Consider the following 12,112-nt stretch of genomic DNA (forward strand, 5'->3'; position numbering starts at 1 on the left):
TAGTCGCGTAAGACTGGCGCTTCTCGCCGAAATTCGGCGTATACCGCCCAAAACAGTCATTCTTGGCGGCTCAAATGACGAAATCCGTCACTCTGGACAACTTCGACCACAAGCTTCTCGAACTGGTCCGCCAGAACAACCTCGAACCGGCGCGCAGCCTGGCCGAGAAGGTCGGGCTGTCGGAAAGCGCCGTGCTGCGCCGTCTGCGGCGGCTGCGCAAGGAAGGCGTGATCGTCGCCGACGTCGCCATCGTCGACCCCGCGCGCCTCAATGCTGGCCTGACCATGCATGTGCTGGTCGAGATGGAGCGCGAGGGCAGCGCGCTTTTCAACGCCTTCGCCGCCGGCGTGGCCGCTCGCAAGGAGGTGCTAAGCGCCTGGCACGTGACGGGCAGCACCGACTTCCTGCTGACCGTCACCGTCCCGACGATGGAGGCCTACGAGGCCTTCACCAACGAGGTGCTGAACGACGACCGGCGGGTGCGCTCGTTCATGACCCTGGTCGGCATCCGCGAGATCGTCCGGCAGGATCCCTCGCGCGCGCCGTTGGTGGAATAGCCTCGAGGGTAGAGCCGCAGCGAACAATGTTCGCGAAGGTTGTTGACGTCCGCCCGCGCGAGTGTCGAAATCCACCGCAACAGGCAGGAGGAAGCCCGATGAGGACGCGCGTCATCGCGATCGGACTGGCCATGTCGCTGGCGGCGGGCGGCGCCGTCGCGTCGAGCTGGCACTGGGCCAAGGCGCCCACCCAGGAAGAGGCCATGCGTCTGGCCACCGAAAAGGCCCAGACCAAGGCCAGGCGCATGGGCACATGCTTCAAGCCCGCGGTCACGGTCGACCGATGCCAGGCGACGGCCGACGGCTTCCGCTGCCGCGCCGACAGCGCCTCCGACTTCCGGGCCTGCGGGGTGCGCGTCGGTTGGGTGTATGAGCCCCCCTTGCCGACGAACCGGGTCCCGATGCGGCCCCTCAGCCGCGGCTACGAGCCGCAGTGGACCCAGCCGTCCCCCTACATGAGCTACTCGCCCTATGCGTCGACGACCCGGGAGCTCGATCAGTTCCCGCCGCCGACGGCGGTGAGACCCTAGCGTCCGACCTTCAGAGCTGGCAGCGGCACGCGGGTGACCTGCACGTCCTCCTTGTTGGCGGCGTAGCCGACCCACAGCGCGCCGTTCCACACCACGCTCTTGGGATAGTGATAGCCCGGCCGCTTGTACTTGCCCTCGAAACGCAGCGGTTGCAGGTCGCCCTGGCCGCGCAGGCGGAAGCTGCGGTCGAAGGTCCGGCCGTCGGCGGACAGGGTCACCGCCAGCGGCATGCGCGGCCGGTCGCTGTTGGGCGCGTTGACCAGATAGGCCGTTCCGTCCGGCAGGTTGCCGGCGCTCTGCTTGGCCCGGGCGTCGGGCATGTCGGTCATCGCCGGGGTGGTCCACGAGACGCCGCGATCGCAGCTCTCCGACGCCAGCTGGCGAAAGCTCAGTTCTTCGTCGCGGAACACCATCACTGCGCAGCCATCGGCGCGGCGGAACAGGCTGGGCTCGATCTCGCGGCTGAGGCGGCGCTCGTGCGCGGCCGCCGCGTTCGAGGCGTCGCGCGGCAGATTCTCCATCCGCCCCTGCGTCCAGCCCGACACGCCCAGCGGGTCGTCGGTGAAGAACGGCTTGGCGATCATGCCGGGACGCAGGTGAAAGGCGGTCATCACCCGGCCGTCGATGTCGTGCGGGTCCTGCTCGATCACCCCCTCGACCGGCGCGCCGTCGGCGCCCATGACCCGCCGGGGCGCGCTCCAGGCTGCGCCGTCGCGGCTGGTGCGGTACTCGGCATGGCCGCCGGCGCCCGACTGGAAGCCGTCGGGCCAGACATTGGCGTAGGCCACGAGGGTCTCGCCGTCGGTCCACCAGCCGCCGCTGGAGCGCATCAGCCCGCCCTCCCCGGCCGGCGCCAGCATCTTGGGCGCGCTCCAGGTCCGGCCGTCGTCGCTGACGGCGTAGGCGACCCAGGTGTCGGCCGAATCCTCGTCGCGAGCCGAGCTCTGCCACTGGGCGTAGAGACGGCCCTTGAAGGGGATCAGCACCACGCCGTTGCTGAACTTGTCCGAGCCTTCCGTCGGCGCGAAGACCGTGAAGGTCTCGGCTCCCGAGGCGGATGAAAGGCCAAGGTCCGGCTTGCCCGCCTGGAACAGGCCCGGCGCCACCTCGTAGGGCGCCGCGCCCGCCGTCAGGGCCACGGCCGCGACGGCCGCCGCCAGGTTCCGGATCGTCGTCATCGGGCCTCCCACGCGAACGCTTTGGACCCAGCCTCCACAGTGAACGGTAACATTCAATTCTGACAACGTTGTCCAAAACGATGTTCGTTGCTAGCGTCCCGGCAGGGATGAAACGCGACCGCGACACGCGGCGTATCGAGGGGAATGGCCGCATGACGACGGCTGAGTTGAGCGTCGCCTTTTTCCTGCAGATGGCGGTGATCGTCGCGGCCTGCCGCGCGATGGGCTGGGTGGTGAAGCGTTTCTTCGACCAGCCGCAGGTGGTGGGCGAGATGATCGCCGGCGTGATCCTGGGGCCGTCGCTGTTCGGGCTGCTGGCGCCCGACCTTCAGCACATGCTGTTCCCCAAGGAGAGCAAGTCGATCCTTTATGTCGGCGCCCAGCTGGGCGTGGGCCTCTACATGTTCCTGGTCGGCGTCGGCTTCCGCAGCGACCACTTCAAGGCCAACGCCAAGAGCGCCATGGCCGTGTCGCTGTCGGGCATGGCCGCGCCGTTCCTGGTGGCGATTCTGCTGACGCCGTGGCTGATGAGCCTGAACCTGTTCGGCGCCGGGGTGCAGTCGCTGCAGGCCACCCTGTTCATGGGCGCGGCGATCTCGATCACCGCCTTCCCGGTGCTGGCCCGGATCATCCAGGAGCGCGGCCTGACCCGGACGCCGCTCGGTTCGCTGTCGCTTTCGGCGGGCGCGATCGACGACGCCGGCGCCTGGACGGTGCTGGCCATCGTTCTGGCCAGCCTCGGCGGCGGCGCGGTCGTGGCCCTGAAGGCGATCATCGGCGGCGGCCTGTTCGCGCTGTTCATGCTGACCCTCGGCCCCAAGCTGCTGGCCCCGCTGGGCCGCTGGGCCGAGCGCGAGGGCAAGGTCACCCCCACCCTGCTGGGCGTGATCGTGGTGCTGTTCATGCTCAGCGCCTGGGCCATGGACGCGGCGGGCCTGCACTCGGTGTTCGGCGGCTTCATCCTCGGCGCGGCCATGCCGCGCGGCCTGCTGACCCGCGAGCTGAAGAAGCAGCTGGAGCCCTTCGCTCTCGCGCTGCTGGTGCCGATGTTCTTCACCTTCTCGGGCCTCAACACCCAGCTGACCATGGTCAACAGCTGGGCCCTGGCCGGCGTCGCCCTGGTTATCCTGGCCGGCTCGATCGCCGCCAAGGGCCTGGCCTGCTGGGCCGCCGCTCGCCTGACCGGCCAGGACAACGCCACGGCCATGGGCATCGGCGCGCTGATGAACGCCCGCGGCCTGATGGAGCTGATCATCATCAACATCGGCCTGCAGAAGGGCATCATCGGCCCGGCGCTGTTCTCGATGCTGGTGCTGATGGCGATCATCACCACCCTAATGGCCAGCCCGCTGTTCGAGATCGTCTACGGGCGCAAGGCGCGCGAAAGCGGCGAACTGGGCGCGCTCAACGAAGACGAGGATGAAGAGCCGGCGCGGGGAACCGCCCCGGCGGCGGCGCGGTAGAGCGTAGACCCACTTAGCCTCCCCGACTTCGTCATCCCGGAAAGCCCGCAGGGCTTATCCGGGACCCAGGGGCCGGCGCATTACGATGGCGACCATCGGTTGGATGATCCAGGCGCGGAGCCCAGTCCTCTGGGTCCCGGCTCTGCGCTTCGCTACGGCCGGGATGACGGCTGTGTTCTGATCGGAAAGCAGAAAAGGCGGCGGGGATGTCCCCGCCGCCTTCTTCGTCGCTGGCCTAGCTCCAGGGCCCTGGCCGGCGGCTCGGGCCGCTGGTCGGTACGGCCGTCTCCAGCCGCTGACGCGTCCCCTGCCCGATCGCCAGCTTCAACAGGGCCTCGATCCGGTTGTGGGTGGCCGGGTGGGTCGAGAACAGGTTGTCGGCGCCGCGACCGGCCAGGGGGTTGATGATGAACATGTGGGCCGTGGCCGGATTGCGCTCGGCCTCGTGGTTCACCACCCCGCCGCGGGCGTAGGCGTCGATCTTCTCCAGCGCGCGGGCCAGACCCCGGTTGTCGCCGGCGATCTGCGCGCCCACGCGGTCGGCCTCGTACTCGCGCGAGCGGCTGATCGCCATCTGCACCAGCATGGCCGCGATCGGGGCCAGGATGGCCAGCGCGATCGCGCCGATGATCCCGCCCGGACGCTCGTCGTCCTCGCGCGAACCGCCGAAGAAGAAGGCGAAGTTGGCCAGGGCCGAGATCGCGCCGGCGATGGTCGCCGTCACGGTCATGGTCAGGGTGTCGCGGTTCTTCACGTGAGCCAGTTCGTGGGCCATGACGCCGCGGATCTCGTCGCGGTCGAGCATGGCCAGAAGGCCCGTCGTGGCGGCCACGGCGGCGTTCTGCGGGTTGCGGCCGGTGGCGAAGGCGTTGGGCTGGTCGCTGTCGATGATGCAGACCCGCGGCATGGGCAGGCCGGCGCGCTGCGCCAGGTCCGCCACGTCGCGGGCGTAGTTGCGGACCAGCGGCTCGGGATGACTTTCGTCGACCTCGACGGCGCCGTAGGCGCGCAGCACGATCTTGTCGGCGTTCCAGTACGAGAACACGTTCATGCCGGCCGCCAGCACGAAGGCGATCAGCATGCCGGTCGGGCCGCCGATCATGTAGCCGGCCCCGACGAACAGGGCCGTCAGGCCCGCCAGCAGGGCGAAGGTCTTGAAGTGGTTCATGGTCCTCTGAGCGGGATCGTCAGTCGAAGATGTCGAAGAGATCGAAACGCTTCTTCTTGTGGTGGCCGTGACGGCGATAGTCGTCGTCGTGGTCGTAGCGCTTGTGGCCGTCATGACGCTTTTGGCCGTCGCGCCAGTTGTCGTCGTAGCGGCGCGGTTCAGGGCGCTGCTCATAAGTCGGCTGCGGCCGGCCGAAGGGCGAGGGACCGGACGGCGGCGCGGAGCCTTGAGCGTCCTCGCGCTCCATCGCCATCAGCTTTTCCAGCTCACCGCGATCAAGCCACACGCCCCGGCACTTGGGGCACATGTCGAACTCGACGCCGGCGCGCTGCACGGCCTGCATGGAGCCGTCGCAATTGGGGCACATCAGAAGAGGCATGGGTCGTTCGGGTCCCTGGTCCAAGAATGGAGACGGGGTTCCCGATGTCGGATCCGGCACGAGGGGGAGGGACACCCGGACCCAGACATCGAGAACACCCGATGCGGTCCGACATCACGCGCGTCCTTCAGGGGGGAGGTGAAGACGCTGCGCCAGAGGGGCCCGGCCCGCTCATTGGAGATAGGAGGGGGTTTTCGGGTTTCAAGGGGTAGATCCTTCCCCCGTTGGGGGAGGTGGCCCGGAGGGCCGGAGGGGGCGGCCGTCTTCAGCCGCCGCGACGCGGGCCGATTTCGTGGCCGCTCCCCTCTCCGTCGGCTTCGCCGACACCTCTCTCAGATGGAGAGGGACCATAAACAAAAAAAGGCCCCGGATCGCTCCAGGGCCTTTTCCGATCTCTTGCGAGTTCGACGCGTCTTACGAGGCGTAGAATTCGACGACGAGGTTCGGTTCCATCTTCACCGGATACGGAACTTCCGAGAGTTCCGGAGCGCGGACGAAGGTGGCCGACAGGCCCTTGGCGTCGACCGAGACGTACTCGGCGAAGTCACGCTCGTTCGAGGCCACGGCTTCCAGGACCAGAGCCATGTTGCGCGACTTTTCGCGGACCGCGATCACGTCGCCCGGCTTGCAGCGGTACGACGGGATATTCACGCGCTTGCCGTTCACGGTCACGTGGCCGTGGTTCACGAACTGGCGAGCGGCGAACACGGTCGGCACGAACTTGGCGCGGTAGACGATGGCGTCCAGGCGCGACTCGAGCAGAGCGATCAGGTTCTCCGAGGTGTTGCCCTTGCGGCGAGCAGCTTCCTCGTAGGTGCGCGAGAATTGCTTCTCGGTCAGGTTGCCGTAGTAGCCCTTCAGCTTTTGCTTGGCGCGCAGCTGCAGGCCGAAGTCCGACACCTTCTGCTTACGGCGCTGGCCATGCTGGCCCGGACCGTAGGAGCGTTGGTTGACGGGGGACTTCGGACGGCCCCACAGGTTTTCACCCATGCGGCGGTCGATCTTGTACTTGGCGCTATGGCGCTTCGACATAGGTCGGTCTTTCAAACGATCCGGGCCGGACCTCCGGAAGGAGGACGATCTCAACGGCGGCTTCGGGTCAATCCGTCATAAAGCTATCGCGCCGCGCGGCGAGCCGGCGGCGTGAAGGCGCGGTTTATGGCGGAGGGGCGCCGCAGAGTCAATCCGACGAGGCCAGAGCCCAGTCGGGCGTCTGGGTGAACTGCACGCGCTTTTCTCCCGCGGCGCGCACCGCCTGGTAGACCCGCATGACGTCGACATGGCTCGCATCGGGATGAGCCTCGATCATCACCGCCCCCAACGTGAGACGGTTACGCTTCAGGTCGGCGATGATGGCGTCCAGCCCTCCGGGCGCGTTAGCGAAGGCCCGCCCGCGTGCATCGACCTGGATGACGAAAGGCTGCTTGCACTTGCAGGCCTGAACGTCCGGCGGCCCCAGCGACAGCAGTTCGGCCCGCTCGCCCGTGGAAGCGAAGGCGACACCCGTCATGACCGCCAGCAGCACCCCGATCATCGGCGCCAGGTTCGGCGTCGACATGGGCCTGGCGTCGAACCGCCCCGCCAGCCGCCCCATCAGTAAAGGTCCTCACTGATCAGGCTAACCTTGATCCCGGCGTCGTCGAGGCGCCCCGCCGCCGTGGCGACGACGTCGTAGCGCACATCGGGATCGGCCCGGAGCACGACGCCGTCGAGCCCGTGGGTCCGCGCTTCGCGAACCGCCACGGCCACGGCGGCGGCGGCGCTGGCCGCCCGGCTCGCGCCCACATAGGCCTGGCCATCGCGCTGGAAGGTGATCTGGATCGTTCGGGGCGTGGGCGCGCCCGGCGCCATGAGGTGGCAACCCGGGATATCGAGCGCCAAGGCCTTGTCGAGCCCGACCGAGCCGGTCGCCACCACCGTGAACACAGCCAGCAGCACGCCGATCATGGGCGCCAGGTTGGGCGTCGACAGCGGCTTGGCGTCGAACTTCGTCATGCCGACACCCTACAACCGGCGCGGGCGCGCCGCCAAGACGCGCCCGCCAGGCTCGCGCTGCTTTTACGCGCGCTGCAGCGGATTGCGCACCCGCACCTTGTCGGTGCGCTGCACGCCCATGGCGTCGAGGTCGAAGCGCAGCTCCTTGCCCTCCGGCACGAGGGCGCGGCACAGGTCGGGGCGCTCGCGGGTCAGGGTGACGGCCACGCCGCTCTCCCGGCGGTCGGCCACGACCTTGAAGTCCTCGGCCTTGGTGCAGCCGTTAGACGACACCCGGGCCACCAGCTCGCCCTTCTCGAGCGCCACGCCGTAGAGGGGCTCCAGGGCGTCGTTGCCGTCGTTGATCTTCACCGAGACGTCGCGCTTGCCGCCGTCGTCGGCGTCGATGATGACGCAGGCCGAGGTCGACAGGCCCGCGGCGACGACCAGGGCCAGGACGGCCAGTTTCTTCTGCATGTTTGAACACCCCTCAGCGGCCGAACTTGGCCTTGGTCCAAGGGAGCGTCCGCCGGCTGAACCCGGGATGAATTACCGAAAATTCACAACCGGGGCGCGTCGCCCGCCAGACGCGCCAGGGTGACGAATTCTCCCTATGGGTGTATTTGTCGAAAATCGCCAAAAGGGGGAGCGACATGGCCGTCACCGACGACGAGATCAACAAGGCCGTGGCCGTGACGGGCCGCTTCGAGAACGCCGGCGATCCCTGGCGCGGCGTGACCGGCGATTTCGACGGCATGGGGATTTCCTGCGGCGTGCTGCAGTGGAACATCGGCTCGGCCTCGCTGCAGCCCCTGCTGCTGGCGGCGGGCAAGCCGGTGGTCCTGCGCGAGGCGCCGACGATCGGCGCCCAGCTCTGGCAGGCCTGCAACGCGGGCGTCGCCCAGGGCCTGGCGATCGTGCGCCAATGGCAGACCGGCAGCCAGCTGAAGGCCACGCCCAAGAAGGAACTGGCCAACCTGATGGGCTCGCCCGAGGTGAAGGCCCAGCAGTTCAGCCGCATCAAGACCGTGGCGGCCAAGGCCGACGCCCTGGCCGCGACCTGGGCCCAGGCGGCCGGTCGGCCGGCCCGCAGTCTGCAGGAACTGATCTGGTTCTTCGACCTGGTCACCCAGAACGGCAGCCTCAAGGGGCTCGACCACGACGACGTGGTGCAGTTCATCAAGACCTCGACGCCGGGCAGGGCCGACGACGTGGTCTGCGACTGGCTGCTGGCCGCGCCGGCCGCCTGGTGGGGCCGCGTCGACTGCATCAAGAACGCCGGCCTGTGGCGCGACAAGGTCGCTGCGGCCGACCTGGAGCTGTTCGTGCTCAGCTACCTGCGCGCCTCGCTCAGCACGGCCAAGGCGCGCGGCGTGGTGATGAACCGCAAGGGGGCGCTGGCCTTCCGCAAGGGCTGGATCAACGGCCAGCTGTTCGACTTCACCGGCCAGTTCTAGGCGGCGTCGAGCACCGTCGGCGGACGCTGCGGGGATCGCCGGCGCCGCCTGCCGCGCCGCCACAGCGCGAAGCCGGCCAGGAACACCACCGCCGGCGCCAGCATGAAGAGGCCGGTTCCGACCCATTCGGCCAGGCTCAGCGGCGAGACCTGCAGCCGCATCCCGACGATCATCATCGCACCCGGCGCCGAAACGCCGGTGACGGCCAGGGCCGCCAGCAGAGCGTCGCGCCAGACCAGCCCCGGCCGGCTTGAAGCCACACGTTCGATATGGTCGCCGACATCCATCGGCGAGCAGGCTACAACCGCGCCGCGTGCCAGTCGATATGGTCGCCGATGAAGCTGGCGATGAAGAAGTAGCTGTGGTCGTAGCCTTCCTGGCGACGAACGGTGACCTTCAGCCGGGCCTCGGCGCCGGCCTCTTCCAGAAGCTCCGGCTTCAGCTGGCTTTCGAGGAAGCTGTCGGCCAGGCCCTGGTCGACCAGGATCTCGTCGAAGCCCTGCCCATAACCGTCCGCGATCAGGGCGCAGGCGTCGTGCGCCCGCCAGGCGGCGCGGTCGGCGCCCAGATAGGCCGTCAACGCCTTGTCGCCCCACGGGCAGTTCAGCGGCGAGACGATCGGCGAGAACGCACTGACCGACTTGAAGAGCTGCGGGTTGCGCAGGGCGATCGTCAGGGCGCCGTGCCCGCCCATCGAGTGGCCGAAGATTCCGCGCCGGGCCGGGTCCAGCGGGAAGGCGCCGTCGACGGCCTCCAGCAGGTCCTTGGTGACGTAGGAATACATCCGGAAGTGCGGCGCCCAGGGCTGTTCCGTGGCGTCGACATAGAAGCCCGCGCCTTGGCCCAGGTCATAGGCGGCGTCGTCGGCGACGGCATTCCCTTGAAGGTCTGGCCCGCGCGGGCTGGTGTCGGGCGCGACGATGGCCACGCCATGCCTGGCGGCCCAGGCATAGGCCCCGGCCTTGGTGGTGAAGTTGTCTTCCGTGCAGGTCAGGCCCGACAGCCAGACGAGATAGGGGAACGGCCCCTCGCCGTCCGGCGTCCAGACGCTGAACTTCATCAGCGTGCCGGTGCTGGCGCTGTCGTGCCGGCAGTAGCGCAGCGTCCCGCCCTGGGTGCGGTGGGTGTTGAGGACTTCGACGGTCATGGGACTACCTGAACGATCCTTCTCCCCTTGCGGGAGAAGGTGGCCTGCGAAGCAGGTCGGATGAGGGGTCGCACCGGTCTGGACCGTGCGCGGCTAATCGCACCTTCAACCCCTCATCCGTCGCCTGCGGCGACACCTTCTCCCGCAAGGGGAGAAGGAAAAGGACTAGAACGTCACCACGGTGCGGATGCTCTCGCCCTTGTGCATCAGGTCGAAGGCTTCGTTGATGCGCTCCAGCGGCAGGACGTGGGTGATCATCGGGTCGATCTGGATCTTGCCGTCCATGTACCAGTCGACGATCTTGGGCGTGTCGGTGCGGCCGCGGGCGCCGCCGAAGGCCGTGCCCTTCCAGACCCGGCCGGTGACCAGCTGGAACGGACGGGTGGCGATCTCCTTGCCGGCCTCGGCCACGCCGATGATGATGCTCTCGCCCCAGCCGCGGTGGCAGGCTTCCAGCGCCGTGCGCATGACGCCGGTGTTGCCGGTGGCGTCGAAGGTGTAGTCGGCGCCGCCGTCGGTCAGGGCCACCAGGTGGGCGACCAGGTCGCCCGAGACGTCCTTGGGATTGACGAAGTGGGTCATGCCGAACTTGCGGCCCCATTCTTCACGATCGGGATTGATGTCGACGCCGACGATCATGTTGGCGCCCACCAGCTTCAGGCCCTGGATGACGTTCAGGCCGATGCCGCCCAGGCCGAAGACGATGGCGTTGGCGCCCGGCTCGACCTTGGCGGTGTTGGTCACCGCGCCCACGCCCGTCGTCACGCCGCAGCCGCAGTAGCAGGCGGTCTTGAACGGCGCGTCCTTGCGGATGCGGGCGACGGCGATCTCGGGCAGAACGGTGTAGTTCGAGAAGGTCGAGCAGCCCATGTAGTGGTGGATGGTCTGGCCCTTGTAGGAGAAGCGGCTGGTGCCGTCCGGCATCAGGCCCTTGCCCTGCGTGGCGCGGATGGCCGTGCAGAGGTTGGTCTTGCCGGAAAGGCAGCTTTTGCACTGGCGGCATTCGGGCGTGTAGAGCGGGATCACGTGGTCGCCGACCGCCAGGCTGGTGACGCCCGGGCCGACCTCGACCACCACGCCCGCGCCTTCGTGGCCCAGGATCGACGGGAACAGGCCCTCAGAGTCGAGGCCGTCCAGGGTGTAGGCGTCGGTGTGGCAGACGCCGGTGGCCTTGATCTCGATCAGGACCTCGCCGGCCTTGGGACCTTCCAGGTCGACCTCGACGATCTCCAGCGGCTTCTTGGCTTCGAAAGCGACGGCGGCGCGGGTCTTCATGGCAGGCTCCGATGGGTTCTTGGCCACTGTGGTACGCCGATGCGAGCCCGACGATAATCCCGCATGGTGCAAAACATTGTTGCCTCACAGGAACAATAGGCGCACCACGGCCGCATGAGCCGGTGGGACGGGATCGACGAATTCGTGGCGACGGCCGAGGCCGAGAGCTTCTCGCAGGCCGCGCGGCGGCTCGGCCTTTCCACGTCGGGCGTCAGCCGCGAGGTGGCGCGGCTGGAGGAGCGGCTGCAGACCCGCCTGCTCTATCGCACCACCCGGCGGGTCAGCCTGACCGACGCGGGCCGGGCCTTCCTGGCGCGCTGTCGCGACCTGATCCAGGACCGCGACGAGGCCCTGGCCGCCGTCGGCGAGGAGGACGGCGAGGTCAAGGGGCTGCTGCGCATGACCTGCTCGTCGGCCTATGGCGAGCGCTACGTCGTGCCGGCGGTCAACGCCTTCGCCCTGGCTCACCCCAAGCTGTCGCTGCACATCGAACTGGACGACACGGTGCGCGACATCGTCAGCGAGGGCTTCGACCTGGCCATCCGCTTCGGCCGCCTGACCGACAGCCGCCTGATCGCCAAGCGCCTGGCCTCGCGCACCCGCCGGCTGTGCGCCTCGCCGGACTACCTGGCGCGGGCCGGAACGCCGACGACCATCGCCGACCTGGAAGCCCATGCCGGCGTGCTGGGCGCGGCCGACGCCTGGCCGTTCAGGGAAGGCGAGCGCGAGATCGCCTTCAAGCCCCAGGGCCGCTTCCGCTGCAACAGCGGCCAGGCGGTGCTGGACGCGACGCTGCAGGGCCTGGGGATCTGCCAGTTGCCCAACTTCTACGTCGACCCCGCCATCACCGACGGGCGGCTGGTCGCGCTGCTGGACGACAACACCCCGGCCGACGAGGGCGTCTGGGCGGTCTATCCGCACCTGCGCCTGCTGCCGGCCAAGGTGCGGCTGCTCGTCGAGCACCTGGAGCGGGAACTGGGGTGA

General features: G+C 68.5%; 16 protein-coding genes. 5 read left to right on the forward strand and 11 right to left on the reverse strand.

Annotation, left to right across the window (positions count from 1 at the left end):
- Positions 1–74: 74 nt before the first annotated feature.
- Positions 75–557, forward strand: coding sequence for an Lrp/AsnC family transcriptional regulator (locus G5B46_RS04755; protein ID WP_109100997.1), 483 nt, complete (start codon positions 75–77; stop codon positions 555–557).
- A 98-nt stretch (positions 558–655) separates the two neighbouring features.
- A complete protein-coding gene (locus G5B46_RS04760) occupies positions 656–1,087 on the forward strand; it encodes a hypothetical protein (RefSeq protein WP_165256632.1) in 432 nt (143 codons plus the stop codon).
- Here G5B46_RS04760 and G5B46_RS04765 read toward each other — a convergent pair.
- The gene (locus tag G5B46_RS04765; RefSeq protein WP_165256634.1) at positions 1,084–2,265 is read right to left on the reverse strand and encodes a sialidase family protein; all 1,182 of its coding nucleotides are present in this window, start codon (positions 2,263–2,265) and stop codon (positions 1,084–1,086) included. The two genes, G5B46_RS04760 and G5B46_RS04765, sit on opposite strands and share 4 nt — an antisense overlap.
- A gap of 152 nt (positions 2,266–2,417) precedes the next feature.
- Here G5B46_RS04765 and G5B46_RS04770 point away from each other — a divergent pair, with 152 nt between their 5' ends.
- Entirely contained in the window at positions 2,418–3,728 is a 1,311-nt protein-coding gene (locus tag G5B46_RS04770; RefSeq protein ID WP_165256636.1) for a cation:proton antiporter, read from the forward strand.
- Positions 3,729–3,963: 235 nt separating this feature from the next.
- Here the strand turns inward: G5B46_RS04770 and htpX are convergent, their stop codons facing one another.
- The 6 genes from htpX to G5B46_RS04800 form a co-directional block, all read right to left on the reverse strand.
- The gene (htpX, locus tag G5B46_RS04775) at positions 3,964–4,896 is read right to left on the reverse strand and encodes a zinc metalloprotease HtpX (RefSeq protein WP_165256638.1); all 933 of its coding nucleotides are present in this window, start codon (positions 4,894–4,896) and stop codon (positions 3,964–3,966) included.
- A 19-nt stretch (positions 4,897–4,915) separates the two neighbouring features.
- Positions 4,916–5,275, reverse strand: coding sequence for a zf-TFIIB domain-containing protein (locus G5B46_RS04780; RefSeq protein WP_165256640.1), 360 nt, complete (start codon positions 5,273–5,275; stop codon positions 4,916–4,918).
- Positions 5,276–5,689: 414 nt separating this feature from the next.
- The gene (gene rpsD, locus G5B46_RS04785) at positions 5,690–6,307 is read right to left on the reverse strand and encodes a 30S ribosomal protein S4 (protein ID WP_101712483.1); all 618 of its coding nucleotides are present in this window, start codon (positions 6,305–6,307) and stop codon (positions 5,690–5,692) included.
- Positions 6,308–6,455: 148 nt separating this feature from the next.
- Positions 6,456–6,833: a biopolymer transporter ExbD gene (locus tag G5B46_RS04790; protein ID WP_165256642.1), complete on the reverse strand. Its 378-nt coding sequence runs from the start codon at positions 6,831–6,833 to the stop codon at positions 6,456–6,458.
- 35 nt (positions 6,834–6,868) lie between these two features.
- Positions 6,869–7,270, reverse strand: a complete 402-nt coding sequence (locus tag G5B46_RS04795) for a biopolymer transporter ExbD (RefSeq protein WP_165256644.1) — start codon at positions 7,268–7,270, stop codon at positions 6,869–6,871.
- Positions 7,271–7,333: 63 nt separating this feature from the next.
- The gene (locus G5B46_RS04800; protein WP_165256646.1) at positions 7,334–7,726 is read right to left on the reverse strand and encodes a hypothetical protein; all 393 of its coding nucleotides are present in this window, start codon (positions 7,724–7,726) and stop codon (positions 7,334–7,336) included.
- A gap of 176 nt (positions 7,727–7,902) precedes the next feature.
- On the opposite strand from G5B46_RS04800, the gene G5B46_RS04805 reads away from it, so the two are divergent.
- Positions 7,903–8,706, forward strand: coding sequence for a peptidoglycan-binding domain 1 protein (locus G5B46_RS04805; RefSeq protein WP_165256648.1), 804 nt, complete (start codon positions 7,903–7,905; stop codon positions 8,704–8,706).
- Here the strand turns inward: G5B46_RS04805 and G5B46_RS04810 are convergent.
- The 4 genes from G5B46_RS04810 to G5B46_RS04825 are packed head-to-tail and all read right to left on the reverse strand — an operon-like array spanning position 8,703 to position 11,128.
- Positions 8,703–8,966: a hypothetical protein gene (locus G5B46_RS04810; RefSeq protein ID WP_165256650.1), complete on the reverse strand. Its 264-nt coding sequence runs from the start codon at positions 8,964–8,966 to the stop codon at positions 8,703–8,705. The two genes, G5B46_RS04805 and G5B46_RS04810, sit on opposite strands and share 4 nt — an antisense overlap.
- 38 nt (positions 8,967–9,004) lie before the next feature.
- Positions 9,005–9,853: an S-formylglutathione hydrolase gene (gene fghA / locus G5B46_RS04815; protein WP_165256652.1), complete on the reverse strand. Its 849-nt coding sequence runs from the start codon at positions 9,851–9,853 to the stop codon at positions 9,005–9,007.
- Positions 9,854–9,857: 4 nt separating this feature from the next.
- Positions 9,858–10,001, reverse strand: a complete 144-nt coding sequence (locus tag G5B46_RS04820) for a hypothetical protein (protein ID WP_165256654.1) — start codon at positions 9,999–10,001, stop codon at positions 9,858–9,860.
- A gap of 17 nt (positions 10,002–10,018) precedes the next feature.
- Entirely contained in the window at positions 10,019–11,128 is a 1,110-nt protein-coding gene (locus tag G5B46_RS04825; RefSeq protein ID WP_165256656.1) for an S-(hydroxymethyl)glutathione dehydrogenase/class III alcohol dehydrogenase, read from the reverse strand.
- Between the two features lie 114 nt (positions 11,129–11,242).
- Here G5B46_RS04825 and G5B46_RS04830 point away from each other — a divergent pair, with 114 nt between their 5' ends.
- Positions 11,243–12,112 (forward strand): LysR family transcriptional regulator, encoded by an 870-nt coding sequence (locus G5B46_RS04830; RefSeq protein WP_165256658.1) that lies wholly within the window; start codon positions 11,243–11,245, stop codon positions 12,110–12,112.

It is taken from the genome of Caulobacter sp. 602-2 (assembly GCF_011043625.1).
Lineage (GTDB): Bacteria > Pseudomonadota > Alphaproteobacteria > Caulobacterales > Caulobacteraceae > Caulobacter.

Excerpts from the sequence above, each read along its gene's own strand:
- G5B46_RS04805 (WP_165256648.1), top strand. The coding sequence starts at position 7,903 with ATGGCCGTCACCGACGACGAGATCAACAAGGCCGTGGCCGTGACGGGC.
- G5B46_RS04825 (WP_165256656.1), bottom strand. The coding sequence starts at position 11,128 with ATGAAGACCCGCGCCGCCGTCGCTTTCGAAGCCAAGAAGCCGCTGGAG.
- G5B46_RS04765 (WP_165256634.1), bottom strand. The coding sequence starts at position 2,265 with ATGACGACGATCCGGAACCTGGCGGCGGCCGTCGCGGCCGTGGCCCTG.
- fghA (WP_165256652.1), bottom strand. The coding sequence starts at position 9,853 with ATGACCGTCGAAGTCCTCAACACCCACCGCACCCAGGGCGGGACGCTG.
- G5B46_RS04780 (WP_165256640.1), bottom strand. The coding sequence starts at position 5,275 with ATGCCTCTTCTGATGTGCCCCAATTGCGACGGCTCCATGCAGGCCGTG.
- G5B46_RS04770 (WP_165256636.1), top strand. The coding sequence starts at position 2,418 with ATGACGACGGCTGAGTTGAGCGTCGCCTTTTTCCTGCAGATGGCGGTG.
- rpsD (WP_101712483.1), bottom strand. The coding sequence starts at position 6,307 with ATGTCGAAGCGCCATAGCGCCAAGTACAAGATCGACCGCCGCATGGGT.
- G5B46_RS04795 (WP_165256644.1), bottom strand. The coding sequence starts at position 7,270 with ATGACGAAGTTCGACGCCAAGCCGCTGTCGACGCCCAACCTGGCGCCC.
- G5B46_RS04760 (WP_165256632.1), top strand. The coding sequence starts at position 656 with ATGAGGACGCGCGTCATCGCGATCGGACTGGCCATGTCGCTGGCGGCG.
- G5B46_RS04755 (WP_109100997.1), top strand. The coding sequence starts at position 75 with ATGACGAAATCCGTCACTCTGGACAACTTCGACCACAAGCTTCTCGAA.
- G5B46_RS04790 (WP_165256642.1), bottom strand. The coding sequence starts at position 6,833 with ATGTCGACGCCGAACCTGGCGCCGATGATCGGGGTGCTGCTGGCGGTC.
- G5B46_RS04830 (WP_165256658.1), top strand. The coding sequence starts at position 11,243 with ATGAGCCGGTGGGACGGGATCGACGAATTCGTGGCGACGGCCGAGGCC.
- htpX (WP_165256638.1), bottom strand. The coding sequence starts at position 4,896 with ATGAACCACTTCAAGACCTTCGCCCTGCTGGCGGGCCTGACGGCCCTG.
- G5B46_RS04800 (WP_165256646.1), bottom strand. The coding sequence starts at position 7,726 with ATGCAGAAGAAACTGGCCGTCCTGGCCCTGGTCGTCGCCGCGGGCCTG.